The 26,921-nt window shown below is 43.8% G+C and carries 16 protein-coding genes and 1 pseudogene; 10 read left to right on the forward strand and 7 right to left on the reverse strand.

Features of this window, described 5'->3' with window-relative positions; genetic code table 11:
* Positions 1-308 precede the first annotated feature (308 nt).
* The 4 genes from IEV39_RS17150 to IEV39_RS17165 all read left to right on the forward strand — a co-directional run bounded on the left by IEV39_RS17150 (position 309) and on the right by IEV39_RS17165 (position 6,608).
* The gene (locus tag IEV39_RS17150) at positions 309-2,033 is read left to right on the forward strand and encodes an acetolactate synthase 3 large subunit (RefSeq protein WP_005228620.1); all 1,725 of its coding nucleotides are present in this window, start codon (positions 309-311) and stop codon (positions 2,031-2,033) included.
* Positions 2,033-2,524 (forward strand): acetolactate synthase small subunit, encoded by a 492-nt coding sequence (gene ilvN, locus IEV39_RS17155; RefSeq protein WP_005283286.1) that lies wholly within the window; start codon positions 2,033-2,035, stop codon positions 2,522-2,524. The genes IEV39_RS17150 and ilvN overlap by 1 nt, the downstream gene beginning before the upstream one ends.
* A 123-nt stretch (positions 2,525-2,647) precedes the next feature.
* On the forward strand, positions 2,648-3,664 hold the full coding sequence (gene ilvC, locus IEV39_RS17160; protein WP_004659026.1) for a ketol-acid reductoisomerase: 1,017 nt from the start codon (positions 2,648-2,650) through the stop codon (positions 3,662-3,664).
* Between the two features lie 877 nt (positions 3,665-4,541).
* Entirely contained in the window at positions 4,542-6,608 is a 2,067-nt protein-coding gene (locus tag IEV39_RS17165; RefSeq protein ID WP_005283288.1) for a putative bifunctional diguanylate cyclase/phosphodiesterase, read from the forward strand.
* 61 nt (positions 6,609-6,669) lie between these two features.
* On the opposite strand, the gene IEV39_RS17170 is transcribed toward IEV39_RS17165, so the two are convergent.
* Together IEV39_RS17170 and IEV39_RS17175 are read right to left on the reverse strand one after the other, a co-directional pair.
* The gene (locus tag IEV39_RS17170) at positions 6,670-7,812 is read right to left on the reverse strand and encodes an alpha/beta fold hydrolase (RefSeq protein ID WP_005283290.1); all 1,143 of its coding nucleotides are present in this window, start codon (positions 7,810-7,812) and stop codon (positions 6,670-6,672) included.
* A 645-nt stretch (positions 7,813-8,457) separates the two neighbouring features.
* Positions 8,458-9,549, reverse strand: a complete 1,092-nt coding sequence (locus tag IEV39_RS17175; RefSeq protein WP_005283292.1) for a helix-turn-helix domain-containing protein — start codon at positions 9,547-9,549, stop codon at positions 8,458-8,460.
* A gap of 263 nt (positions 9,550-9,812) precedes the next feature.
* Here IEV39_RS17175 and IEV39_RS18680 point away from each other — a divergent pair, with 263 nt between their 5' ends.
* The 5 genes and pseudogenes from IEV39_RS18680 (at position 9,813) to IEV39_RS17200 (ending at position 20,691) form a co-directional block, all read left to right on the forward strand.
* On the forward strand, positions 9,813-11,963 hold the full coding sequence (locus IEV39_RS18680) for an ESPR-type extended signal peptide-containing protein (RefSeq protein ID WP_005283296.1): 2,151 nt from the start codon (positions 9,813-9,815) through the stop codon (positions 11,961-11,963).
* 160 nt (positions 11,964-12,123) lie between these two features.
* Positions 12,124-18,420, forward strand: coding sequence for a YadA-like family protein (locus IEV39_RS17185; protein WP_443089652.1), 6,297 nt, complete (start codon positions 12,124-12,126; stop codon positions 18,418-18,420).
* A gap of 63 nt (positions 18,421-18,483) precedes the next feature.
* A pseudogene (locus IEV39_RS17190) lies at positions 18,484-18,873 on the forward strand (outer membrane protein assembly factor BamE); the annotation flags it as partial.
* Between the two features lie 178 nt (positions 18,874-19,051).
* The gene (locus IEV39_RS17195; protein WP_005283304.1) at positions 19,052-19,777 is read left to right on the forward strand and encodes a helix-turn-helix domain-containing protein; all 726 of its coding nucleotides are present in this window, start codon (positions 19,052-19,054) and stop codon (positions 19,775-19,777) included.
* Between the two features lie 20 nt (positions 19,778-19,797).
* The gene (locus IEV39_RS17200; RefSeq protein ID WP_005283307.1) at positions 19,798-20,691 is read left to right on the forward strand and encodes a LysR family transcriptional regulator; all 894 of its coding nucleotides are present in this window, start codon (positions 19,798-19,800) and stop codon (positions 20,689-20,691) included.
* A gap of 187 nt (positions 20,692-20,878) precedes the next feature.
* Here the strand turns inward: IEV39_RS17200 and IEV39_RS17205 are convergent, their stop codons facing one another.
* The 4 genes from IEV39_RS17205 to IEV39_RS17220 all read right to left on the reverse strand — a co-directional run bounded on the left by IEV39_RS17205 (position 20,879) and on the right by IEV39_RS17220 (position 24,165).
* Positions 20,879-21,265, reverse strand: a complete 387-nt coding sequence (locus tag IEV39_RS17205) for a carboxymuconolactone decarboxylase family protein (protein WP_005283308.1) — start codon at positions 21,263-21,265, stop codon at positions 20,879-20,881.
* 287 nt (positions 21,266-21,552) lie between these two features.
* A complete protein-coding gene (locus IEV39_RS17210) occupies positions 21,553-22,044 on the reverse strand; it encodes a flavin reductase (RefSeq protein ID WP_005283310.1) in 492 nt (163 codons plus the stop codon).
* An 87-nt stretch (positions 22,045-22,131) separates the two neighbouring features.
* The gene (locus IEV39_RS17215; RefSeq protein WP_005283314.1) at positions 22,132-23,160 is read right to left on the reverse strand and encodes a methionine synthase; all 1,029 of its coding nucleotides are present in this window, start codon (positions 23,158-23,160) and stop codon (positions 22,132-22,134) included.
* A gap of 36 nt (positions 23,161-23,196) precedes the next feature.
* Positions 23,197-24,165: a DUF1852 domain-containing protein gene (locus IEV39_RS17220; protein WP_005228639.1), complete on the reverse strand. Its 969-nt coding sequence runs from the start codon at positions 24,163-24,165 to the stop codon at positions 23,197-23,199.
* 385 nt (positions 24,166-24,550) lie between these two features.
* Between IEV39_RS17220 and IEV39_RS17225 the strand changes: the two genes are divergently transcribed.
* Positions 24,551-25,960 carry a methylenetetrahydrofolate reductase C-terminal domain-containing protein gene (locus IEV39_RS17225; RefSeq protein WP_032883221.1) on the forward strand — a complete coding sequence of 470 codons (1,410 nt, stop codon included), beginning with the start codon at positions 24,551-24,553 and terminating at the stop codon, positions 25,958-25,960.
* A gap of 106 nt (positions 25,961-26,066) precedes the next feature.
* Here the strand turns inward: IEV39_RS17225 and IEV39_RS17230 are convergent, their stop codons facing one another.
* The gene (locus IEV39_RS17230; protein WP_005283323.1) at positions 26,067-26,759 is read right to left on the reverse strand and encodes a YidX family protein; all 693 of its coding nucleotides are present in this window, start codon (positions 26,757-26,759) and stop codon (positions 26,067-26,069) included.
* Positions 26,760-26,921 lie beyond the last annotated feature (162 nt).

The raw sequence follows: 26,921 nt of genomic DNA on the forward strand, positions 1-26,921 counted from the left end.
TGCTTATGAAAGAAACAAGAATGCTTTCTTAAGTTTTATATGCGCTTATTTGATCACCCTTCGAATAAATGTCATGGCTTGTAATGGACATTCTTTCTAGCCGAGAGAATGATTTTTTGAAATGTGCTTATCCCAGCATATTTTGATTCGAGATGTCATCAAGTTTATACGGCTGATGAGTCTCAGAAAATTTTTCCTATTACAGCAAAAACGAGTAGAATACGCACACTTATAAGAAGTGCAAAAGTTAATGAATAACACACAATTTATGTCTCCCATAAATTGTGCTAACACTAGGGTGAATCACGTTGGAACTTTTATCTGGTGGTGAAATGCTCGTTCGTGCCCTCGCGGACGAAGGCGTAGAGCATGTTTTTGGGTATCCAGGCGGCGCTGTATTACATATTTACGATGCGCTATTTCAACAAGACAAAATTAACCATTACCTCGTTCGTCATGAGCAAGCTGCTGGTCATATGGCAGATGCATACTCACGCGTCACGGGTAAAACTGGTGTAGTACTGGTCACTTCAGGACCAGGCGCGACCAATACCGTCACTCCAATTGCTACAGCCTACATGGACTCAATCCCAATGGTGATTCTGTCTGGTCAGGTTGCCAGCCATCTGATTGGAGAAGATGCGTTTCAGGAAACGGATATGGTCGGTATTTCTCGCCCAATCGTAAAACACAGTTTCCAGGTGCGTCACGCTAGCGAAATTCCTGCCATTATCAAGAAAGCATTCTATATTGCTGCCTCTGGCCGTCCGGGTCCGGTTGTGGTTGATATTCCAAAGGATGCCACCAATCCGGCAGAAAAATTTGCCTACGAATATCCTGAAAAAGTGAAGATGCGCTCATATCAGCCGCCTTCACGTGGTCATTCAGGTCAAATCCGTAAAGCGATTGATGAACTGATTTCTGCAAAACGCCCGATCATTTATACCGGTGGTGGTGTGGTTCAGGGTAATGCGTCTGGCTTATTGACTGAGCTGGCACATTTACTTGGCTATCCAGTGACCAATACCCTGATGGGCTTAGGTGCTTTCCCGGGCAATGATCCACAGTTCGTGGGCATGTTGGGCATGCATGGTACCTATGAAGCCAATATGGCGATGCATAATGCCGATGTAATTCTGGCCATTGGTGCGCGTTTCGATGACCGTGTAACCAATAACCCTGCAAAATTCTGTACCAATGCGAAAGTGATTCATATTGATGTAGACCCTGCCACCATTTCCAAGACCATTATGGCGCACATCCCGATCGTGGGTGCAGTAGAGCCGGTACTTCAGGAAATGCTCGCGCAGTTGAAACAGATGAATGTTTCAAAGCCAAACCCTGAAGCAATTGCAGAATGGTGGTCTCAGATTAATGAATGGCGCAAAGTTCATGGCTTGCGTTATGAAGCAGGCCAGAACGGTGTCATGAAGCCACAACAGGTGGTTGAAGCACTGGATCGCGTGACCAATGGTGAAGCGATTATTACTTCTGACGTTGGTCAGCATCAAATGTTTGGTGCCAACTACTATAAATACAAACGTCCACGCCAGTGGATTAACTCGGGCGGCTTGGGCACCATGGGTGTTGGCTTGCCGTATGCGATGGCTGCAAAGCTAGCATTCCCTGACCAGCAGGTAGTATGTATTACTGGTGAAGCATCAATCCAGATGTGTATCCAGGAATTATCGACCTGTAAGCAATATGGCCTGAATGTAAAAATCCTGTGCTTGAATAACCAGGCACTGGGTATGGTGAAACAGTGGCAGGACATGAACTATGAAGGACGTCATTCAAGTTCTTATGTAGATTCATTACCTGACTTTGCCAAGTTGATGGAAGCTTATGGTCACGTTGGCATTCAGATTAACCATGCAGATGAGCTGGAATCTAAATTAGCTGAAGCGATGGCGATTAATGATAAATGTGTATTCATTAATGTCATGGTTGACCGTACTGAACATGTCTACCCGATGCTGGTTGCTGGTCAGTCCATGAAGGATATGTGGTTAGGTAAAGGGGAGCGTACATAATGAAACATATTATTTCTGTACTCGTTGAAAACGAGGCGGGTGCGCTTTCTCGTTTGGTGGGTTTGTTTTCTCAACGTAATTACAACATTGAGACACTGAATGTTGCGCCAACCGAAGATGAAACCTTATCGCGTTTGACCTTAACCACCTATGGTGATGATCACAAGATTGAGCAGATCACCAAACAACTCAACAAACTGGTTGAAGTGGTGAAAGTGGTTGATCTGTCTGAAGGTTCACATATTGAACGTGAACTGATGCTGATCAAGGTCAAGGCATTGGGTGCTGCGCGTGCGGAAATTAAACGTACAGCTGACATCTTCCGTGCGCAAATCGTGGATGTTACACCGACGACCTATACCATTCAGATCGCAGGTACAACGGACAAGATTGATGGTTTTATTGATGCACTGGCAGAAAACACCATCCTTGAAGTGGTTCGCTCTGGTGTATCTGGTATCGCACGTGGCGAAAAAGTTTTAACAATTTAAAAATCTCCCCCAATCCCACTTTAAAAGTGGGGGTAACACCTGAAAAGGTGATCGGGGGGAGCCAACAAAAGATCTGTCCTTGCAGAACAAGGGAAATGACAACAATTTTAGCGGAGTAAACAGATGCAAATTTTTTACGATAAAGACTGTGACTTATCTATCATCCAAGGCAAGAAAGTTGCAATCATTGGTTATGGTTCTCAAGGTCATGCGCATGCACTTAACTTGAAAGACTCTGGCGTAGACGTAACTGTTGGTTTACGTGCCGGTTCAGCATCTTGGAAAAAAGCTGAAAATTCTGGTCTTAAAGTATCTGAAGTTCCAGCTGCTGTAGCGCAAGCTGACTTGGTCATGATCCTGACTCCAGATGAGTTCCAATCTCAACTTTATCGTGACGTGATTGAACCAAACATCAAAGAAGGTGCAACTTTAGCATTTGCGCATGGTTTCTCTATTCTTTATAACCAAGTTGTTCCACGTAAAGACTTAGACGTAATCATGGTTGCACCGAAAGCACCTGGTCACACTGTACGTTCTGAATACCAACGTGGTTCAGGTGTTCCTGACTTAATCGCGATCCATCAAGATGCTTCTGGTAATGCACGTAACGTTGCACTTTCTTATGCTTCAGGCGTAGGTGGTGGTCGTACCGGTATTATCGAAACTTCTTTCCGTGAAGAAACTGAAACTGACTTGTTCGGTGAGCAAGCTGTTCTTTGTGGTGGTGCTGTTGAACTGGTTAAAATGGGCTTCGAAACTTTGGTTGAAGCGGGTTATGCACCAGAAATGGCTTACTTCGAATGCTTGCACGAACTTAAATTAATCGTTGACTTGATGTTTGAAGGCGGTATCGCTGACATGAACTATTCTGTATCGAACAATGCAGAATATGGTGAATATGTGACTGGTACTGAAGTGATCAACGAACAGTCTCGTGAAGCAATGCGTAATGCATTGAAACGCATTCAGTCTGGTGAATATGCGAAAATGTTCATTCAGGAAGGTGCGTTGAACTATCCATCTATGACTGCTCGCCGTCGTCAAAACGCAGCACATGGTATCGAAGTAACAGGTAACAAGTTACGTGCGATGATGCCTTGGATTCAAGCGAACAAAATTGTAGATAAAGAGAAAAACTAAGTTTTAGTTTAATCTTTTAAAAGCCCTTGTTTATGCAAGGGCTTTTTTATTGGATAATCCTAATGTTACGTACGTTAGCGAAGCATAGCTTCTCTCTTGCGTAGGGGCCTTACGAAGCGCTGCTTCTCATGCTTTTCTATTTCCCTGCTCCTTGCGTAAGAAGAAAGTAATACTTTCTTAAACCTTACTCAGGATTCAAGCGAACAAGATTGTAGATAAAGAGAAGAACTAATTTCTCGAATCAATTGATTTGAATGCGAAGACCTACTCTATTTGAGTGGGTTTTTTATGTCTATCTTTACGTGCCTCAAAAAGATGAAAGCAGTACTTTCATCTTTTTTCGTACCTTGGATTTAAGCGAACAAGATTATTGATAAAGAGAAAAACTAAGTTCTAGTTTAATCTTTTAAAAGCCCTTGTTTATGCAAGGGCTTTTTTTATGCGATGTAAATGACAGGTGTTGCATCCGGAATAAAAATCAGATGAATGCAGTTTGAGATTTAAGCATTTTTATGAGAAAGTTTAACCATGCTCCAGCACAATAATGCCTTAAGATTTTGCGGAATCTGGACGATTTAAAAACAGTTCCAAACCTGAAAAGCACCCTGCAAAAAGCGTTAGTAAAAATAAATTAAATTTTCAATTAAAAAGTAGAAATAAAAAATAAGGCTTTTCATCGGTTTGAAATGTTCACCTGCTTTTATTCTATTGATTTATAAAGTGAAAAGGACTTGACCTTATGCCAGATGATGCTATTGTTAAGGAAAGTTTATGAATGTCAAATTCATCGCTTTTTTGAGTGTAGAAGGTCGTTCGGATTTCGAGCATTTTTGCTCATCAAATAAAAAAAAGTACTGAATAATCATGGAAGTCCTTTATGGTTCACGTTGATTACGATAGCACATTGGTCATCGTTTCCATTTTGGTTGCAATAGCGACATGCTATGCGGCAGTTTCAATGGAAGAACTCGTTTTTAAAGTTGCTTATAAAAAATTTGAAAAAAGCATTTTAGTGGCGAGTGGCTTAATCTTAGGATTAGCGATATGGTCAATGCACTTTGTGGGAATGCTGGCTAGCCATTTGCCAGAAGGGTATCGTTTTGATGTGAGTTTAACCATACTGTCCTATCTGGTCGGTGCTGTGGCTTCCATTTTTGCGGTATGGCTTACTTCTAGGCCGACCTTGCCTTTACCTCGTCTCGTACTTGGCGCTGTTTTTATGGGCCTCGGCATATCGGGCATGCATTACACCGGCATGCTGGCATTAATGGTTGAACACCACCGGATGCATTATGACCCTCTGCTGGTGATCTGCTCGGTGCTGATTGCGATTAGTGGTTCGGGCTTAAGTTTCTTTTTTATTTTCAAATATAAAAATGCAATAAAATACCGTACCTTACTTAAAGCAACCGTTGCTATCCTGATGGCATTCAGTATTGTCGGCATGCATTATACCGGCATGGCAGCCACCTACTTTGATGAAAGCCTGGCACAAGTCCTGACCTCGGACCAGACTCAACAAAGTGTTTTACTGTTTACTATTATTTTTATTACCAGTCTGGTTTTTGTCGCAGGTTTCGCGGTCGCGGTGCTAGAAGCGCGTCTGGAAGAGCGCAATGAACAGCTCACAAAGATGAATAAAGAGCTGGCCACCCAGTCGCTACATGATGCGCTGACAAAATTACCGAACCGTTTATTCCTCACAGATTATGCTGAAGTGGTGTTTAGCCACCATCGTTTGCACGACCAAAAAGCGGCATTTCTCTATATCGACTTAGACCGCTTCAAGTCTGTGAATGATGCTTTTGGGCATCATATCGGCGATCAGTTGCTGATCCAGATGGCAAACCGTCTCCATAATAAATTAGACAATAGCCGCCATAAGCTGTTCCGGATTGGTGGCGATGAGTTTGTTCTCTTTGCCGAAAATACCGATATCAATGAGGCGATGCAGCTTGCTGAAAATCTTCTGCACTACATTCAGGAAACCTATTTAATTGCGACCAAAGATATCAATATCTCTGCCAGTGTCGGGATTGCCATGTATCCAGAACATGGCACCAATGTACAGGACATTTTGATCAATGCCGATGTCGCGATGCTGATCTCGAAAGAGCAGGGTCGCAATACCTATACCATGTTCCATTCCATGTCCGATCAGCAGGATGTGCGTAGTCAGTCCAAATTGATTAACGATCTCTATAAAGCGGTCGATGAACAGCAATTTGTGTTGTTTTACCAGCCTAAATTTACCGCCAGTTATGAAGTCTGCGGTGTCGAAGCCCTGATCCGCTGGAAGCATCCAACGCTGGGATTATTAACCCCGCAAATGTTTATCGATGGGGCAGAAAAAACCGGTTTGATTATTCCGATGGGCTATTGGGCGCTTGAACAAGCCTGCCAGCAAATCCAGAAATGGGAACAAAATAACAGTGCCTTCTACCCGATAGCCGTCAATCTGTCTGCACTGCAGTTTGAAAATAAAAAGCTGTTTAGCGTACTGGAACAACTGTTAGAACAGTATCAGATCCAGCCACATCATTTAATTCTTGAAATTACCGAATCGACCGCGATGCATCATATCGATTCCAGTATCCGCACCTTGGAACGCTTACGTAAACTTGGCATCCGGATTGCCATTGATGATTTCGGGACAGGCTATTCCAGTTTCCTGTATTTAAAAGATTTACCGGTGGATGAGCTTAAAATTGACCGCGGTTTTCTCATTGACCTGCAGCCTAATTCCAAAGAAGAAGCGATATTGGAAAGCATTATCCATCTGGCCGCAAAGCTGGGTTTGATCGTGACTGCGGAAGGGGTAGAGACTCAACAACAGGCGGATATCCTGACCAGCTTAGGCTGCCATCAGTTACAAGGTTACCTGTTGGGTACACCGGTCAATGTCGAAAGTCTGGTGCTGCATCGTCAGCAGCATTTTGCCTGAATTAATGATATGAGCTGCTCGGTTTGTTAAAACCTTACAGCCTGATCTTGCAGAATTTTTTTTAATCCGAACGTTGCGCTAACCATTGGGTCACCACTGGCCAGACGGAATGCGGTGCCTGATTGCCTGAAACCAGTCCCATATGCCCGCCAGGAACAATTTCAAACTGTTTATCGGTACTGCTAATCAAATCCATCAATGGACGTACTGCCTCGGCAGTGACAATAATATCGGTACTGCCACCCACCGCCAGCACAGAACAATCAATGTCTTTTAGATTCGCCGTTTGTTCCCCGAATTTCACGGTTCCTGTGGAAAGTTCATTATCAATCCAGAAGCGTAAAATGATATCGCGCATGACGCCGCCCGGATAGGCCAGCATATTGTCTACAAAAGAACTTGAAGTTGCGTGATTGATCACAAACTGGCGGTCATTTAGGTTTTTAACCAGTTCCCAGTAATTCTTAAAGTTACCAATCGGATCGGTGAGTTTAAATCCCAGCGTATTTTGCCAGCCGTGGATATGGAAAACCCGGCTTGGCACTTGATAAATCCGGAATTTGGTGTTGCTGCGGATCCATTGCGCTGGTGCAGTCAGCTTCTGATAAAACTTGCCCATATAGCCTGATTTATGGGTGTTAATCGGCGAAGCCAGAATCACCATATTCTGAATATTTTTATCCTTAAACAGCGAGGTATAACACAGGGAAAGTGCACCACCTAAACTCCAGCCATACAGGGAAAGCTGCTGCTGACCACTGTGCTGGCGAATCTTTTCAATAAAGTCGGGCATAAAGGTTTTGACATAGGTGCTGAGATTATAGCGGGCCTGTCGCAAGCTAGGCGTACCCCAGTCAATCAGATAAACGTCAAAGCCCTGCGCCAGAAAATAACGGACCAGACTACGAGTTGGGAATAAATCATAAATCAGCATATTGGCTGCAAGCGGCGGCACAATGACTAAAGGAATCCGGTGTTGTATGACGCTACGGTCAGTGCTGTAGTGACGTAGGCTGATAATTTCACGCTGATAGACGATCTCAAAAGGAGTCTTGCCTGACAGAGCCAACTGTTGGCCACGGAAGACACGATCTACAGCATTCGCCAAGATATGCTGGGCTTGCTGACGCCTACGGCTATTCAAAATTCGTTGCACCGCTTGAGTCGTGATGAGAGGTCGTTTCGCTTTTGGCAATTGAGTCATTGTGAACCTAAAACGTTAAGGTGTTGCACTATTGGGTAGCGGCATATTAGAAGAAAAATGCGTATAGCTCAGTGACTCATTTGCTTAACTTATCTACCAAAATGATCAATTTTCTATAAAAAATATGAGCGTAAGCGGTAAAGTACTTCGACTAAATAGGAAATATACGATCATCGCTTGGGCTATAAATAAATCCGTGTTGGTAGAATTTATACTTCCTATTGCCAATCTAGTGTTCATTCAAAGAGCTGGTTGCTTTCAGTACTTTGTTAAATATTAATAATGATATTAGAGCTAAGTATTTGCTATAAACTGTATTAGAAGAGAATGGCTAGATTGAAGTGTTTTTATAACTATAAAAAAGGCAAGTATATTATTAAATTAAGATATATTGTGATAAGTCTTAAATTTTATAGGCAATCGTTGGTGTTTTCTGGTTGTTGGGTTTAATGTTTATTTTTTATCAAATGGTTTAAATAAGGTGTTGTAATGGTTTTTTATTTCAAAGAGATCTAATGGAATCCTGGTGAATATAGGTGAAGCTAATATGGTAGCTGCAGGTGTTTATATTTTTTCTTTGAGCTTCTACCAAAATATAGGTTAACTAAGTAAGGTGATCAGAATTTTAATTGAGTATTTCCTAGATTAGTGAGTGATGCTGTCAGACTTTTTCAGGTAATAATCCTTAAACGAAATTCTTTGTTCACGAATATACTCGCTTGGTTTTTTACCTGTCCAGCCAATAAATGCTCTTGAAAAAGCACTAATATGGCTATACCCCAGTAAATCAGATATTTCCTGAATATTTCGGTTTGAATTAATTAGTTTTTTAGCCAGTTCAAATTTTTTGAATTGTAATAAAGATGAAAAGGTTGTATTTGCATTAGACAGTTCCCGCTTTAGGGTTCTTTCTGAAACTTTTAGTTTTGTGGCAACATCCGTTAAGCTTGGGAAACCGATACCGGGTATAAATTTAAGATGCTGGTTAACTTTTAAAATAATCTTGTTATCCTGATCTTGATAGAAAAGATATTCCTTATTAACGAGTTCCATGGCAATTAGATAGGCACTCGGTGAGCTAAAGGTTAGGGGTAGATCTAAGCATTTGATATCAAAACTTATTTGATTGTATTCTTTGTTGAAATGGATGAGCGGAAGACGCTTTTCGTAGAACTGGTGATAATCATCTTGATCCCAAGTGACATCGACATTTAAACCCGATAAGTTGTAATTGGTAATCAGCTGTAAATTGGTAACAATGTCAATTAGAGCACTTTCAATAAAAAATTTATTAATAATATTCTTTTTACTTTCATTAAGATGGCTTGGAAGATGGTAAATAGGGGTTAAACGCATAATGATTTTGTCATTTTTGTTTAAAATGGAGAGGTCCATTTTGTGAATGCGCATATTATAATATTTTTGCAAGTCTATTAAGACTTTTCCAATGGTATTGTTTGTGAGTAAGGCAAAGCCTAATGCCCCATGTGAGGTCAGTTTGCAGTTAAAACCAAATTGATAGCCGAGACCCTTTTCCGGTAAAAGCTCTATAAGACGAATAACAATTTCGCTCCATTGGGTAAAGCTCATACGGTCGTTTTGATTGGTCTCGGTGAGTATTGATAAAGGGATTTGACAATATCTGATGATTTCGCCTTTAGGAACGCCAAATTTGGAAGCGGTGTCAATAAGGATTTTTAAATAATCATTATGAATATTAAGTATCTGTTTTTTCATAGCAAAAATAAAATATTAACCTAAGTATACTTATGCATCAGATTATTATATTTTTTGTAGTTTTTATATTTTTACAAAATAAAGTCCCATTGTGTTAACTATTGGTGAAATATATGTTTGATAATATTCGTTTTGGGAATATTAAGCGGGGAATTATAAAAAAAAGTATTAATTATTAAAAAAAATCACTGATTGTTAAACGTGTTTGGGTCGAATTTATTTAAATTTTATGTGCTTGAATTCTCTTTATTAGGCATATAGCAATGAATAAGATCTATCGCTTGGTCTGGAACAAAAGTCTGAATTTATGGACTGTTGTTTCAGAAAATGCGCGGGGCGTAACCAAAAAACGCAATGTAACGACAAATACCGCAGTTACAACCACAACAAACTCTACTAATAATTATCAAAAATATCAGAATTATCAACCCCTACCAACTCTTCTTGCACTTACCCTGAGTTCAATCTTCTTTAGCGGCGGTGCGTTTGCAGCAGCCAATACAGGCGGCGGGTCTTCGAACAATGACACCAGTATGGCAATGTCGCCAACTGCTGCACAATGTGGCAATGGTGTTGGGCAGGCCAGTGTCAGCGGTGCGGGCGGGGTTGCGATCGGGTGTGGTACTACCATTAGCGGGACGGATACCACCTGGTCACAAACATTAAATAACCGCCGAGGTACAGGCTCCAATAATTATCCAACAGGCGCGACAGGCGTGACTGGGGCTTCTACCGCTGTTGGTAAAAGTAACCGGGTTACAGGCGGTGGTGGTGCTACCGTAGTTGGTAATGCCAATGTCTCTGATGCCAATGGTATGTTCCATAATGTAGCGGTTGGCCAAGGTAACCGTACAGGTGGTACAGGTTATAACACGGCTTTGGGGATCGGTAATGATATCTCGGATAGTGCAGCCGTTGGTAACGTTGCAATTGGGGTAAATAACCGTACAAGAGGTGATACTTCAATTGCCATTGGCCGTGGCAGTTGGGCTGATGCAAACTTCTCGATTGCTCAAGGTAATACCGCGACAGTTGCTCAAGGGGCCACAGGTGGTATTGCATTAGGCCTTTCGGCGACGACTCGAGGACAGCGTGGTATTGCGATTGGTAGTAGTACGGGCAGTCAACAATATGATGCTGCAACTGCACCAAATGCCGATGGTACGGATTCGGTCGCAATTGGTACAGGCGCAAAAGGTACTGGTAACCAGACTACGGCAGTCGGTCGTCAGGCCAGGGCAACAGGAAATAATTCATCAGCTTATGGCAATCAGGCCAATGCTAATGGCGTTTCCTCTGTTGCCATGGGGGATCAGTCACAGGCACAAGGTGATAATGATATTGCCATTGGCCGTAACGCAGCCACTGCAAGTGGTAGCAGCAATAATATCGCGATGGGTAATGGCGTGACCACAGGCGCGACTGGTCAGAACGTTGCCATGGGTTCAGATGGTACTACCGCCAACTCAAGAACAGCCAATGGTGGTGCGGTTTCTATTGGTCGTGGTCAAAGAGCCTCAGGCGATGGTGCAGTGGCGATTGGTGATCCGAACGTTTCCAATGGTGATGGTGCAGTTACACTCGGTCGAAACAACACCGCAGCAGGCGATGAGGCTGGAAATACCGCAGCAAACGGTGCTGTCGCAATCGGTAATGAAAACAAGGCGATTGGTCAAGGCGCTGTGGCTCTAGGGAATACTTCTACAGCAGCAGAGGCGGGTTCTATTGCCTTGGGTGATTCTGCCAATGCTCAGGCAGTGCGCGGTATTGCACTCGGTTCAAATGCTGTGGCGACCAATGCCGACGATGTGGCATTGGGTGCGGGTAGCCAAACCTCAACTGCAACAGGTGAAGGTTTCTTAACAGGAACAGCAGCGCCAACTTCGGTCGTTTCGGTCGGCACAGCTGGCAATGAACGTCGTATCCAGCATCTTTCTGATGGTTCAGAAGATACCGATGCTGTGAATGTACGCCAGTTAAAAGCTGTAAAAGATATCGTGGATGAACAGGGTGAAACTACAGCTAGTGGCTTAGGTGGTGGTTCAACCTATGATCCGGATACAGGCACTGTTTCTAATCCAACTTATAATGTGAATGGGACCGAGGTGAATAATGTTGGTGCTGCAATTACTGAGCTGGACAAAGGCTGGACCTTGCAAAGCAATGGCGCCAATGATGGTGCAGTTCGAGCAGGCGATGTAGTTGATATCGGTACCGCAGATGGCGAAGAAAACTTACAGGTAACGAAAGAAGGCAATGACATCAAGTACAGCCTGAATCGTGACCTGAAAGTAGACAGCGTCACTGCAGGCGATACGGTCATTAACAATGATGGTATGACCATCAGCGGCGGTCCAAGTGTAACCAAGTCAGGCATTGATGCTGCAGGCAATGCAAAGCAATGGTGCCAATGATGGCGCTGTGAAAGCCGGTGATGTAGTTGATATCGGTACCGCAGATGGCGAAGAAAACTTACAGGTGACGAAAGAAGGCAATGACATCAAGTACAGCCTGAACCGTGATCTAAAAGTGGACAGCGTGACTGCAGGTGATACGGTCATTAACAATGACGGCATGACCATTGCTGATGGCCCAAGTGTGACCAAGTCCGGCATTGATGCAGCAGGGACCAAGGTCACCAATGTGGCAGATGGTACTGAAGCCAGTGATGCCGTCAACAAGGGACAACTGGATCAGGCCAGTCAGGATTTAACAGATAAAGGCTTTGGTCTGACTGCGCAAGATGGCGGCACAGTACAGAAAAAGCTGGGTGAAGCAGTTGAGGTGATTGGTGCAGACAGCAACATCAGCACCAAAGTTCAGGACGGTAAAATTGCGGTAGAGCTGTCGCGGGATCTGGATGTAGACAGTGTCACCGCCGGCGATACTGTAATGAATAGCGATGGTGTTAGCATTGCTGATGGTCCAAGCATGACCAAGTCAGGCATTGATGCAGCAGGCAATAAAATCATTAATGTTGCCGAAGGTGATATCAATCCAGACTCGAAAGATGCGATCAATGGTAGCCAGTTAGCCAACAATGCCCAAAGCGTTGCGGATGCCTTGGGCGGTGGCTCAACGGTGAATCCAGATGGCACCGTATCTAATCCAACTTACAACATCAATGGTACCGATACTGCCAATGTGGGTGATGCATTGGCAGAGCTGGACAAAGGCTGGACCTTACAAAGCAATGGCGCCAATGATGGTGCAGTTCGAGCAGGTGATGTAGTTGATATCGGTACCGCAGATGGCGAAGAAAACTTACAGGTGACGAAAGAAGGCAATGACATCAAGTACAGCCTGAACCGTGATCTGAAAGTGGACAGTGTGACTGCAGGCGATACGGTCATTAACAACGACGGCATGACCATTGCCGATGGCCCAAGTGTGACCAAGACAGGCATTGATGCAGCAGGGAATAAGATTACTAATCTTGCACCAGGTACAGATGGGACTGATGCAGTCAATAAAGATCAGTTAGATCAGGTAGCACAAGATGCCGATGATAAGACGAATCGTCTGGGAGAAAGTACAGCCAGTGGTCTGGGCGGTGGTTCAAGCTATGATCCAGAAACAGGTACCGTTTCTAACCCAACTTACAACATCAATGGCACAGATACCAATAACGTTGGCGATGCCTTGGCAGAGCTGGACAAAGGCTGGACCTTGCAAAGTAACGGTGCCAATGATGGCGCTGTGAAAGCTGGCGATGTAGTTGATATCGGTACCGCAGATGGCGAAGAAAACTTACAGGTGACCAAAGAAGGCAATGACATCAAGTACAGCCTGAACCGTGACCTGAAAGTGGACAGCGTCACTGCAGGCGATACGGTTATTAATAATAACGGTATGACCATCACGGGTGGTCCAAGTGTGACCAAGTCCGGCATTGACGTTGCTGGTAACAAGATCAGCAATCTTGCTCCAGGTACTGAAGGGACTGATGCAGTCAATAAGGATCAGTTAGATACTGTGGTTGCTGCATCGAAAACTGAAGTGGAAGCAGGTAAAAATATAACGGTTGACAGTAAAACGGGTGATGATGGCCAAACGATCTATACCGTTGCAACTGCTGATGATGTTGAATTTGATTCAGTCAAAGTTGGTGACGTCAATATTGATGGTGCAACTGGCAAGATCAGTGGTGTTGCAGCAGGTGATGTCAATCCAGACTCAACCGATGCGATCAACGGTAGCCAGTTAGCCAACAATGCACAAAGCGTTGCGGACGCCTTGGGCGGTGGCTCGACGGTAAATCCGGATGGCACCGTATCTAATCCAACGTACAACATCAATGGTACCGATACTGCCAATGTGGGCGATGCCTTGGCAGAGCTGGACAAAGGCTGGACTTTGCAAAGCAATGGCGCCAATGAGGGTGCAGTTCGAGCAGGTGATGTAGTTGATATCGGTACCGCAGATGGCGAAGAAAACTTACAGGTGACCAAAGAAGGCAATGATATCAAGTACAGCCTGAACCGTGACCTGAAAGTGGATAGTGTCACTGCAGGCGATACCGTTATGAACAATGACGGCATGACCATCACGGGTGGTCCAAGTGTGACCAAGTCCGGCATTGATGCAGCAGGTAATAAGATTACCAATCTTGCACCAGGTACAGACGGGACTGATGCAGTCAATAAAGACCAGTTAGATCAGGTGGTTGCGGGCAATGATAACCGTACCAGTAAATTGGGTGAAACGACTGCTGGAGCGCTTGGTGGAGGAGCAACCTATGATCCAACTACGGGCGCGATTTCAAATCCAACCTACAATATCAATGGTAAGGATACCAGCAATGTGGGTGATGCCTTGGCAGAACTGGACAAAGGCTGGACCTTGCAAAGTAATGGTGCCAATGCAGGTGCTGTGAAGGCAGGGGACCCTGTAGATATTGGTACAGCTGAAGGTGAAGAAAACTTACAGGTGAGTAAAGAAGGCAATGACATCAAGTACAGCCTGAACCGTGACCTGAACGTGGACAGCGTCACTGCAGGCAACACGCGTCTGGACAATACCGGCGTTGAAGTTAAAGATCCGGTAGGCAACAGTACTACTCTGGTTGCAGGAGGAACCATTGTCCAAGATGCGCAAGGTAATACGAATGCGAATACCGCCGCAGGAACGACCATCAAGAATGCTCAGGGTGATACTACACTGCTTAATACCACAGGTTTGGCATTTACCAATGCCACGGGTGATTTAGTTGGCCCAAGCGTGAGCCGCACAGGTGTTGATGCTGGTGGTCTGAAAGTAACCAATGTTGCGGAGGGTGAAGTTGCCGCAGATTCGAAAGATGCCATCAACGGTAGTCAGCTAAATGATACAGCAGGCTCTGTTGGCGATATTCTTGGTGGAGGGGTTACCAATGAAGGCGGCAAGCTGAATGGCCCATTCACAGTGAATGACAAAGGCTATGATACGGTTGCGGATGCAATTCAGGGAGAAGCCGCAGCAGCGAAAACTGAAGTAGAAGCTGGCAAAAACATGACGGTTGACAGTAAAACGGGTGATGATGGTCAAACCATCTATACCGTTGCAACTGCGGATGATGTTGAATTCAACACAGTCAAAGTCGGTGACGTCAATATTGATGGTACAACAGGCAAGATCAGTGGTGTTGCAGCAGGTGATGTCAATCCAGACTCAACCGATGCGATCAATAGTAGCCAGTTAGCCAACAATGCACAAAGCGTTGCGGATGCTTTAGGTGGTGGCTCAACCGTGAATCCGGATGGCACCGTATCTAATCCAACGTACAACATCAATGGTACCGATACTGCCAATGTGGGTGATGCATTGGCAGAGCTGGACAAAGGCTGGACCTTGCAAAGCAATGGCGCCAATGATGGTGCAGTTCGAGCAGGCGATGTAGTTGATATCGGTACCGCAGATGGTGAAGAAAACTTACAGGTAACGAAAGAAGGCAATGACATCAAGTACAGCCTGAACCGTGACCTGAAAGTGGATAGCGTGACTGCAGGCGATACCGTCATTAACAATGACGGCATGACCATTACTGATGGCCCAAGTGTGACCAAGTCCGGCATTGATGCAGGCGGTAAAAAACTGACCAATGTTGCTCCTGGTACAGTCAGTTCAGACTCAACCGATGCTATCAATGGTAGTCAGCTCCATGCGCAAGGCGAAGGTGTCCGTAATATTATTGGTGGCGACACCGTATATGATCCAAATACTGGAGGCTATACCAACTCAGATATTGGTGGCACAGGTGAAGACAATATCAATGATGCGATTGGCTCAATCGGAAAAGCTGCCGCGGCTGCTAAAACTGAAGTAGACGCTGGTAAAAACATAACGGTTGAAAGTGCAACAGGCGATGATGGCCAAACCATCTATACCGTTGCAACCGCGGATGATGTTGAATTCAACACAGTCAAAGTCGGTGACGTGAATATTGATGGTGCAACTGGCAAGATCAGTGGTGTTGCAGCAGGTGATGTCAATCCAGACTCAACCGATGCGATCAACGGTAGCCAGTTAGCCAACAATGCACAAAGTGTTGCGGATGCCCTAGGCGGTGGTTCAACCGTGAATCCGGACGGTACGGTCAGCAAACCTAATTACACTGTGAATGGTACAGACCTGACCAATGTTGGTGATGCGATCACTGAACTGGACAAAGGCTGGACCTTGCAAAGCAATGGTGCCAATGATGGTGCAGTTCGAGCAGGCGATGTAGTTGATATCGGTACTGCAGATGGCGAAGAAAACTTACAGGTAAGCAAAGAAGGCAATGACATCAAGTACAGCCTGAACCGTGACCTGAAAGTGGACAGTGTGACCGCAGGTGATACCGTCATTAACAATGACGGCATGACCATTGCAGGCGGCCCAAGTGTGACCAAGGCCGGCATTGATGCAGGCGGTAAAAAGCTGACCAATGTTGCCCCTGGTACAGTCAGTGCAGACTCAACCGATGCGATCAACGGTAGTCAGCTCCATGCGCAAGGCGAAGGTGTCAAGGATATTATTGGCGGTAATACCCAATACGATCCAAACACAGGTCGTTACACCAACCCAGATATTGGTGGCACAGGTGAAGACAACATCAATGATGCCATTGGTGCAGTAGGCGCTGCTGCCAAAGCTGCGAAAACCACAGTCACCGAAGGCGATAACATGGTGGTAACGGAGACCAAGAATGCCGATGGCAGTACCAACTATGAAGTTGCCACAGCCAAAGACGTCAAGTTCGATAGCGTGACCGCAACCGATGACGAAGGCAACGAAACCGTACTGACTGCCACAGGTACCCAGGTCAAAGACGGCGAAGGCAATGAGGCAGAATATGGTGCCAAAGGTATTAGCCTGAAAGATGCTGATGGTAATGGAACTGTTGTGAACTCAACAGGTCTGGGCTTTGTTGACCCAATGGGCAACAACATTGGACCAAGCATTACTGCCAAAGGCATTGATGCAGGCAACACCGTGATTACAGGTGTGGCACCAGGTCGAGTTGCAGCCGATTCGCAAGATGCAATCAACGGTAGCCAATTAAAAGGTGTGTCGGATAGTGTTGCAGGAGCCATTGGTGGCAACACCACGGTGAATCCGGACGGCACGCTCAACACTAGCAACATTGGCGGAACGGGCAAAGACAACATCCATGATGCGATTGGTGCAGTAGGCGATGCAGCGAAAGCAGCGAAGTCTACGGTGACAGAAGGCAAAAACATTGTTGTGAAAGAAAGCAAGAATGCGGATGGCAGCACGGACTACGAAGTATCGACTACACCAGATCTTGAGGTCGACAGCGTGACTGCTGGAGGCACCAAACTGGATGGCGATGGCTTACATATCGATGGTGGTCCAAGCGTGACCAAAGACGGTATCGATGCAGGCGACAAGAAAGTTACCGGTGTAGCGGATGGAACAATAGCAGACGGCTCGAAAGATGCGGTCAATGGCGGTCAGATCAAAGATATCTCAGACAGTGTTGCAGGTGCGATTGGTGGTAACACAACCGTAAATGATGATGGCACGATCAGTACCAGTAACATTGGAGGTACAGGTCATAACAATATCAATGACGCAATTGGTGCTGTAGGTGATGCAGCCAAGGCAGCGAAGTCATCGGTAAGCAATGAAGACAAAAACATCACTGTAAAAGAAAGCAAGAAAGCGGATGGCAGTACTGACTATGAAGTTGGTCTGGCAAAAGACATCACTGTAGATAGCGTTACTGCAAAAGACGTAAATGCAAACCAGGTCAATGTTGCAGGTGACCAAGGTAGCACAACTATCACGGGTGGCGGCATTAGCATTGCTGGACCAAACGGCGAGGCAGGACCAAGCATGACTACAGGTGGCATTAATGCTGGCGGTAAGAAAGTGACAGGCGTGGCAGATGGAGCAATTCATAGTGCTTCAAAAGACGCAGTCAATGGTAGCCAGTTACACCAGTCTTATCAAGATGTTGGCGCAGCCTTAGGCGGTGGTGCAGGTTATGACCCAGAGAAAGGCTGGACAGGACCGACCTACAATGTTGCGGGTGGTACCCATAACAATGTTGGCGATGCCTTAGGTGCAATTGATGATCGTGTTACCAATCTGGGCGATCAGATGCAACAGGTCTTCTATGATACCAATAAACGAATGGATAAATTAGAAGACAGAATGTCTGCAGGTATTGCTGCAACAGCGGCACTTGAAAATGCTCCTTATGTTGCTGGTAAGCTAACCATGGCTGCGGGCGCCGCTTATTACAACGATCAGAGTGCGGTCGGTGTAACCTTTAGACGCACAGCAGATAATGGTCGCTGGTCATTGACAACGGGTGCGGCAATGGGAAGCGAAGGCAATAGTCCGCTTGTCCGTATTGGGGTAAGTACTGTAATTGACTAAAAGGTTGAGGAGAGCTGTAAAGCTCTCCTTTTTTTCTTTAATAACAATGAGGTGGGAATAGCAATGAAAATGATCCAGATATTAGCTACGCTGATACTTGTCAGTATGTCGTTTGGTAGTCAGGCAGAAACTCAAGGTGAAGCCGAGTTAACGCCTGCTCAGGCGCTGAGTTTTCCTGAAATAGATAAAAGCTATCTCAAACTGGTGAAACGTTATGAATATAACGATGTTACCCGTTTAGATATCGGTATGAACAAAGATCAATTCCGTCATATCTTGGGCAATCCACACTTTAATGAGGGATTATTTGCAGTAAGAACCTGGAATTATGTACTGGATATTCGTGTACCAAATACACAAGATTATAAGCGTTGTCAGTTACGTATCGATTTTAACAAGGAATATATTGCAGACCGTTTGTCTTGGAAAGGTGATGACTGTGAGGGACTTATTATCTAAAACCACAGTACGCAATAGCAGATCCGTTTATTCGGATCTTCATAAAAATGAACAAGTATTCATTGCTTGTTCATTTAACTTTCCTAAAATGATTATTTTATTGATCTCAACTGTTTAAGATTCTATTTCAAATTTTGTTAGAGTTTATAGAACTGTAAATGAGATAGATAACATGTTTCATACTTTTTCACATTGTGAAAAAAATATAAAACTGCATCTTATTGAAATCGGGAATAAAGATCTGAAGCATGCGGTTATCTTTTTTCTTTTAGATGTAGATAAGTTTTTTTCTATCATTAATAATTTATCTCTAGATCGTTTTAGAGTTGTTCTTGTTTATCGGTGTGAACTTTTAAGTCCAGAGTTTGTGCTAAATGACTTTTTAGCAGGCTTTGAGATTTTAGTGAACCGTTTTGAAATGGAAACCATTCACTGCATTATAGAGTCCACTCTGGAGGATATTTATAAATATCCATTATATTCTGGAGGATTATTTGATTTTATCACGATGTGTAGAAGCTTTAACGAGATTTGTATAGAGGAGTTTTTTTCCTTACACCGAAACGAGACCAAAGATCCCGTAGATTTTATCAATCGAGTGAACATTCAAATTAGCAATACCTTATCTGAAGGCGAACCTTATCTATTGAAAGTCGCAAAAAAGATGAAATTGACACCTAGAGTACTTTCAAAAAAAATAAAAAATGAAGGTGAGGAATTTAAGCTTCTAGTCAAGCAAAAAAGACATGAGAAAGCTTTGTCGTTATTACAAAATAAGGATGTGAGTTTATCTGATATTGCTTATACATTGGGGTATACAGAACATAGTGCATTTACACGTGCATTTAAAGCCTGGTCAGGATGCTCGCCTTGTCAGTTCAGAAAGTATTTTAAATAACTCAATGTGAGGCATAAAATTTGGATATTAGGGATTTGAGAACCTTTATATACGTTGTTGATAATCAATCAATAACGATTGCTTCAGAGAAGCTTGGAGTGAAGCAATCAACAGTCACCAAGCGTATTTATAATGTTGAGGAAAAAGTAAAAGGTGCGCTACTGAATAGAAAAACACGTCCCCTGCAATTGACACGGTTAGGGGAAAAGGTTTATTTCAAAGGCTGCTTTATTTTAAAACAATTAGAATTACTTAAAAGTTTTCAGGATGAGAGTAATGAAATTTTTAAAGAGGTGTTAAAGATTGGAATACCGCAAACACTGATTGATGATTTATTAGATCCTGTTATTTATGAATCTAAACGGATGGAGGATTTCTCTGACATTGATATTTCAAGTGGCTGGGGTCGTAGTCTGGTTCAACAAATATATGAAGGTGAAATTGATTTGGCGGCATTGATGATTCCATCAAACCTGCAGCTACCTGAAAATATAAATTTTTCAAAGATTGGTTCACTTCCTTTTGTAATTGTTGGCAGGAAAGACGAAGCTTATCAATATAATAGTCTGGAAAAATGTAGTAAAAAAGGTTGGATTTTACATCCCGAAGGTTGCTGCTTCAGAGAAAGTCTGGCTAAAATTTTATACAATCAGCGGTTAGGATTTTATATCAATAAAGAAATCTTTGGCGCTGAGCTTCAATTACAAAGTATTCTGAAGGGTGAGGGTCTGGGAGTTTTTCCTAAACCCTTTTTTGAAAAGTTCGCATTAAAAAATAATGGATTGGAAATTATTGAATTAAATGATTTTGCTCTTCATTTAAATGTCGGCGTTGTGATTTCTCCCGATGTCGGAGCTGATCAAACCAGTGCTTTTATTCAGATCATTAAAAAACATTATTTTAATGCTAAGTGAATAAATAGATTGCATAAAAAGAATACCTAATCGATAGACTAATCGCATTGTCCATCGTTAAAGTGAATCCTTATTGTGCAACAGTATCCCTTTTAAGGTTCGCATAAGCTATTTAAAAAGCCCTTTATTCATAAAGGCTTTTTGGGAAAAAGAAGACGTCATTTATTGTAAAGACAATAAAAAATTCTTATGCATCCTTTTGATATTCATTAATCACTTCAAGTGCTGCGCGAAAGGCTTCCTGAGTGGCAGGTGCGCCGCAATAAGGCAGGCTATGTAATAACACTTCCTGTATTTCCTCGACACTGGCGCCATTGTTTAACGCACCGCGAATATGCCCTTTGAGTTCGGTTGGACTTTTCAGTGCAGTTAGGAAGGCGATCGTGACCAGAGAGCGATATTTACGGGGCAATACACCTTCACGCTGCCAGGTTGATCCCCAGGCATGCTCATTAATCCAGTCTTGCAACGGTTGCGTAAAAGGAACGGTATTGTCCTGTGCACGTTTTACAAATGATTCGCCCATGACTTCGGTACGAACTTTTAATCCATTTTCAAAATCTTGTTGTGACATATTTTTACTCTTTTAAGCATGCAACAGAAAGCGTAAGGTTGCGAAATCCTCTTTATCCTAACCGAATCATTCAAGAAGCTAAAGTCATTGCAATGGACTGACGGTTCTCGAGTTGAATAAAGAAAATTTTTAAACAAGAGGAGCAGTAATTCAATAACCCTGATACCTCAATTGTGGATAAGTGAAGCAATATCCACAAAGGCCGCAGCCAATTATTTGAGCTGTTGCGATGCATGTCTGGAGTAGGTTTTGAATCGTGCAAAAGAGAACATGGACTGCTGTGAGAGTTAAGCGATTTCTGTCTGCCCGACGTGATGATAAGCGCGATTAAAATAAACCAGACTGTGCTCATGCTGGCCTTGCTGAATGGCGACGATGCGGCAAATGAAAATGGTATGGGTTCCCACGGCCTGAACCTGGTCAATTTCACAATCAAAATTGACCAGCGCATCTTTTAATACCGGGGCACCGGTTTCTAACTCTGTCCAGACGCCATGTTTAAATCTTTCTTCCGGACTTAAGCGGGATGAAAATGCTGTGGAAATATACTGATGTTGCGCGCTTAACACATTCACGCTTAACACTTTATTTTCTACAAAATGGACATGGGAACTGGATGCCTGATTCATACAGACCAGTAAGGTCGGAGGCGTATCGGTCACGCTACATACGGCAGAGGCCGTAAAGCCATAACGACCCGTCAAGCCAGCCGTAGTGATGACACTAACGGCACTGGTTAATAAAGACATTGCGTTTCTAAAGTCTGTCGCTTCAATCATCACGATATTCCCAAATCAAATCCGAGCTGTCTGAATAGAGCAAGGGCTACCTGTTGCAGCCCTTGTCGATCTACAGTTCGGTAAATATTAAGCGGAGAGTTCTCTGCGAACAATGTCGGCACCTGCACTTAAAGCATGCAGTTTGCCTGTGGCCACCTGACGTGATAAGGGTGCCATACCACAGTTGGTTGAAGGGTAGAGCTTGTCTGCATCGACAAACTGAAGCGCTTTACGCAGCGTATCTGCAACTTGCTCAGGTGTTTCGATCTGATTGGTAGCAACGTCAATTGCACCCACCATCACTTTCTTGCCACGAATCAGTTCAATCAGATCCATAGGCACACGAGAGTTCTGACATTCGAGTGAGATGATGTCGATTTTAGATTGTTGTAGCTTTGGAAACGCTTCTTCGTATTGGCGCCACTCTGAACCCAGTGTCTTTTTCCAGTCGGTATTGGCTTTGATGCCATAACCATAGCAAATGTGAACCGCGGTTTCACATTTCAGCCCTTCCAGTGCACGCTCTAAAGTTGCCACGCCCCAGTCATTCACTTCATCAAAGAACACGTTAAATGCAGGCTCATCAAACTGAATAATATCAACACCGGCAGCTTCGAGTTCTCGTGCTTCCTGATTCAGGATTTTAGCGAATTCCCACGCCAGTTTTTCACGGCTTTTATAGTGACCATCATAAAGTGTATCAATCATGGTCATCGGGCCAGGCAGTGCCCATTTGATTGGTTGACTGGTTTGCTGACGTAAAAACTTGGCATCTTCCACAAACACCGGCTTTTGACGAGATACGGCACCGACCACTGATGGCACACTTGCATCATAGCGGTTACGGATACGTACAGTCTCACGTTTCTCAAAATCGACGCCGTCCAGATGTTCAATAAAGGTGGTGACAAAATGCTGGCGGGTCTGTTCGCCATCACTGACAATATCAATCCCTGCATGGCGTTGTTCTTGTAAGGACAGACGCAATGCATCCTGTTTGCCTTCAATTAACTGCTCATCTTGCAACTTCCAAGGTGACCAGAGTTTTTCAGGTTCCGCCAGCCAAGAAGGTTTTGGTAAGCTGCCAGCAGTTGAAGTCGGTAATAATCGTTTCATAATCAATAATCTTGTTTATCTAGGTGAATAAAGTAATTAGTTTGCAGCCCATTGCTGAAGAATCGTGTGGTAAGGCTTAATGAACTGTTCTTCAGTAAATTTGCCTTGTTTAATCGCCAACTGACTGCGCTCTTCCCGGTCATAAACAATACGAGTTAATGAATAGTCCTGATGCTTCAAGCTTGGCTGGTAGGTTTTTCCTGCGACTGAATTCGCGTTATAAATCTCTGGGCGGTAGATTTTCTGGAAGGTTTCCATGGTACTAATCGTGCCGATCAGTTCCAGGTCAGTGTAATCATCCAGCAGATCACCACGATGGTAAAAGGCCAACGGCGCGACGCTATTTGGCGGCATGAAATAGCGAACTTTTAAGCCCATTTTCTCGAAATACTGATCCGTTAACGAATATTCATCCTGCTGATATTCCACACCCAGCACCGGATGCTGATTTGCAGTTTGATGATAAGTCTTGCTGCTGGAAACGCTGAGGCAAATCACCGGCGATTTATGGAAGTTACTGTTATAGGTATTTGAGTCCAGGAATGATTTAAAGATTTTCCCGTGCAATTCACCATAGTTTTCTGGAAGGCTAAATTGCGCTTTGTCTTTATTATGTTCCAGCAGTAACACACTAAAATCATAATCGCGCACATATGAGGAAAAATTGTTTCCGACAATACCGTCAAAGCGTTGATTATTCTTATGATCCACAATATTGGTTTTCAGGATTTCGATGGTCGGGAAGGTCTCACCTTTACCTTCAACATCAATATCAACCGAAATGATTTCAAGTTCGACAGAATAACGGTCTGCTGTCGGGTTATCCCAATGCGCCAAGCTATTAAAACGGTTGTTAATCATTTTTAAGGTATTGCGCAGATTCTCTTGGCGACTTTCACCTCTGGCCAAATTGGCAAAGTTGGTGGTGATCCGCGTATTGTCTGAGGGCTGATAGTTTTCATCGAAACTAATGCGCTTAATCGTAAATGTAAACTCTTTGCTCATGATGATCTGATACCCTAAATTCTGAGATAAAACCTTATTGCTTCGTTGCCCTTTCCGGATGTTCCAATTTTTTGGAGTCTCCCAGTCAATCGGATTTTCAGTCGGTTCTGATATTTGCCAAAGTGGCCTCATCAGAATCAATCCTCAGATTGTCTCGTGTGAAGAGCATGCAGTAATTTATACTTGAAACATGACATGAATAAAAATGATTTTGTTTCACTGAAAAGTGAGTGAAATTCATGTTTACAAGTTTTATGCGCTCTCACGGCCATTTCACGACCCCAGAAATCGTAAAACTTTCCTCTGGTTTACTTTCAAGGTATATCCCTTATAATTTCAGGCCTGCGCTATGGCCCAGAATTCTCCCTTTTTAAATTTTTTCATTATGTCTTTATTTTCTCAGTGTTTAGAGCAAAAACAATTCTGTATTCTGGTGGAATATCTATGTTCTAACCGTGATACACCGGCAGTTCCCCCAAGCCTGGCTGGCTATCCGGCCATGATGACGTTGGCTGATCGTGTACATAGCGATGAAGACCCTGCACCATTAGAGTTGGCACAACAATACGCGCCTGAGATTGAAAAACTTTTGCATTTTTCAGGTAAAGGTCGGGATATTCAAGAATTTGAACGCTTTCTCGATCAGGCCGAGCAGCATGGATATCATAACCTGCTTTTACTAAGCGGCGATAAACTGAAGAATCATAATTCTGGCCGCGAAATCCCGGCGCAACGGTCTCGTTATCTCGAGTCTGTGAGTGCTGTGATGGCGGCGAAACAACGGCATCTGTTTAATATCGGCGTGGCTTTTAATCCGTTTAAATATACGGAAGCAGAGCGGGATGCCCAATATCTGAAACTGCATAAAAAGATCAAAGCAGGCGCAGACTTTCTGATTACCCAGCTTGGATTTGATCTGGATTGTCTTCAGCATAGCCAATCCTTTATCTCTCAGCATTATAAACAATTTCCTTTAATTGCCTGCGTCATGCCGCTGACTTTAAAACGTGCGCAATTTATGCTGAAACATCAGGTTGCTGGACTGGTGATTCCAGCGCATATTGTGCATGTCCTGAAAAGTGAATACGAGACTGATCCTGTTCAGGCGGAAGCAAATGTCTATGCGCGTTGTGCGTTGCAGATCCTGATCTGTAAACATCTCGGTTTTGTTGGAGTGCATTTATCGGCTTGTCACAAGCTATCGGAACAACAAAAACTGGAACAGTTTTTAAAGCAATATGAAAACTGGTCTTTAGCAGCCTGTGAAAAAGCCTGGAAACAACTGTGGAGAATGGAGACAGGCCTTGAGCTTAAACCTGAGCTGGCCACTTTTTCAAAACCTGTCCCACCAGCCCAGATTTTAAAATATAAGCAAATGCATTTAATGCATCAGCTTTTTTTTGCGTCTCATGCGGCGCTCGGGTTTGGCCGTTTTATTTTTAAAGCCAATTTCTGGAATAAAGCTCGGCCTGATCAGCTTTTATTGAAAATGGAACATTGGAGTAAACATCCACTGGTGGGCTGTGAAAGTTGTGGGCACTGCCGTCTGGATGACACGCTGTATATCTGCCCTGAAACCTGTCCCAAAGGGCTTGCCAATGGTCCCTGTGGCGGGACAAGTTTAGACCGGTGCGAGTTTGGTGACCGAGAGTGTATCCATTCGGTCAAAGCCCGATTGGCGAAGCGCCTAGATCAAACCGAGGTGTTGAGAAGTAAACTGATCCCTGCAATTTCAATTGAAACCCGCTATACCAGTTCATGGAAAAACTGGTTTAAACACTCAGAATCACATTGATTGTCGGCATTGTTCAAGTCTGTTGTTTACAAGACAGTTGCAGCGTAGGGCAATGCAGTGCCACGCATCATTTTTATGGCTGCGATTAGACCTGAGCAAGCGCCTCTTAATGCCATTCTAATTTTCCCCCTGACAGTAGCGTCGCGCCCAAGACAACCGGCACATAAATCACCGCACCAACGATCGCCAAAGGCACAATCGCAACCCCTGTGGCCACCTCTTTGGCTTTCTTCTTGAAACTACCCTGACGATGTTGTTCCACTTTTTTCACGATGGAAATTGGATAGGGCTGTTTTAATTGATAGGGAATGGCTTGTTGATTGGCAACCTGTTGATAGATTTGTCCAGAAAGATCAATCGATGCTAAAGGATATTCACAGTTTTCAATCGGGACTAATGCCGAAGTACAGTGGGTAGTGGTTTGGGTAAAGCCCAAGGCCTTTAATTGCTGATATTCTCTGGCTGGTAGCAGGCCGATAGGTTGATTATAACGAAGTCTTAAGGTGCTTTTAAATTGGGTATCAGACAGCATTTCAAATTGTATCGGTAGTTGATTCATCAAGGAGCGTTGCTCAGGACGCGTATGCTGAATGATATTAAAGACGGTTACACCGCCCTGATCCGCGATGTAGGTATAACGTTCTCCAGCAAAAACAATCTGCTGCTGGGTTGGGGTGGCCATTTTCCCAATCGCAATAATTTTATCCTGAAGCACGGGGTGGTAGGTATATTGAGGCGGAAGCGTTGAACAGGCAGTTAAACTGGTCAGGGCCACAAGCGTGAATAGTTTTTGAGCCATATTGTGTGGTATCTATTTTATTGAACTTATAAGCCTTTAATTATAGATGAATTTCGTGAATTTCTCTCATTGACTTTAGCCGCAGTAATTTCCACTCAAAATGTGTTGTTGAACGAGATCGGAGCATGCCGAAAAGTTAAAATGATGAACTGGGTGTGGAGC

It is taken from the genome of Acinetobacter courvalinii (genome assembly GCF_014635545.1).
GTDB lineage: Bacteria > Pseudomonadota > Gammaproteobacteria > Pseudomonadales > Moraxellaceae > Acinetobacter > Acinetobacter courvalinii.

What these genes read in the sequence shown, in the direction of transcription:
- ilvN (WP_005283286.1), top strand. Translation starts at nt 2,033, where the DNA reads ATGAAACATATTATTTCTGTACTCGTTGAAAACGAGGCGGGTGCGCTT.
- ilvC (WP_004659026.1), top strand. Translation starts at nt 2,648, where the DNA reads ATGCAAATTTTTTACGATAAAGACTGTGACTTATCTATCATCCAAGGC.
- IEV39_RS17165 (WP_005283288.1), top strand. Translation starts at nt 4,542, where the DNA reads ATGGTTCACGTTGATTACGATAGCACATTGGTCATCGTTTCCATTTTG.
- IEV39_RS17170 (WP_005283290.1), bottom strand. Translation starts at nt 7,812, where the DNA reads ATGACTCAATTGCCAAAAGCGAAACGACCTCTCATCACGACTCAAGCG.
- IEV39_RS17175 (WP_005283292.1), bottom strand. Translation starts at nt 9,549, where the DNA reads ATGAAAAAACAGATACTTAATATTCATAATGATTATTTAAAAATCCTT.
- IEV39_RS18680 (WP_005283296.1), top strand. Translation starts at nt 9,813, where the DNA reads ATGAATAAGATCTATCGCTTGGTCTGGAACAAAAGTCTGAATTTATGG.
- IEV39_RS17185 (WP_443089652.1), top strand. Translation starts at nt 12,124, where the DNA reads ATGACCATTGCTGATGGCCCAAGTGTGACCAAGTCCGGCATTGATGCA.
- IEV39_RS17195 (WP_005283304.1), top strand. Translation starts at nt 19,052, where the DNA reads ATGTTTCATACTTTTTCACATTGTGAAAAAAATATAAAACTGCATCTT.
- IEV39_RS17205 (WP_005283308.1), bottom strand. Translation starts at nt 21,265, where the DNA reads ATGTCACAACAAGATTTTGAAAATGGATTAAAAGTTCGTACCGAAGTC.
- IEV39_RS17210 (WP_005283310.1), bottom strand. Translation starts at nt 22,044, where the DNA reads ATGATTGAAGCGACAGACTTTAGAAACGCAATGTCTTTATTAACCAGT.
- IEV39_RS17215 (WP_005283314.1), bottom strand. Translation starts at nt 23,160, where the DNA reads ATGAAACGATTATTACCGACTTCAACTGCTGGCAGCTTACCAAAACCT.
- IEV39_RS17220 (WP_005228639.1), bottom strand. Translation starts at nt 24,165, where the DNA reads ATGAGCAAAGAGTTTACATTTACGATTAAGCGCATTAGTTTCGATGAA.
- IEV39_RS17225 (WP_032883221.1), top strand. Translation starts at nt 24,551, where the DNA reads ATGTCTTTATTTTCTCAGTGTTTAGAGCAAAAACAATTCTGTATTCTG.
- IEV39_RS17230 (WP_005283323.1), bottom strand. Translation starts at nt 26,759, where the DNA reads ATGGCTCAAAAACTATTCACGCTTGTGGCCCTGACCAGTTTAACTGCC.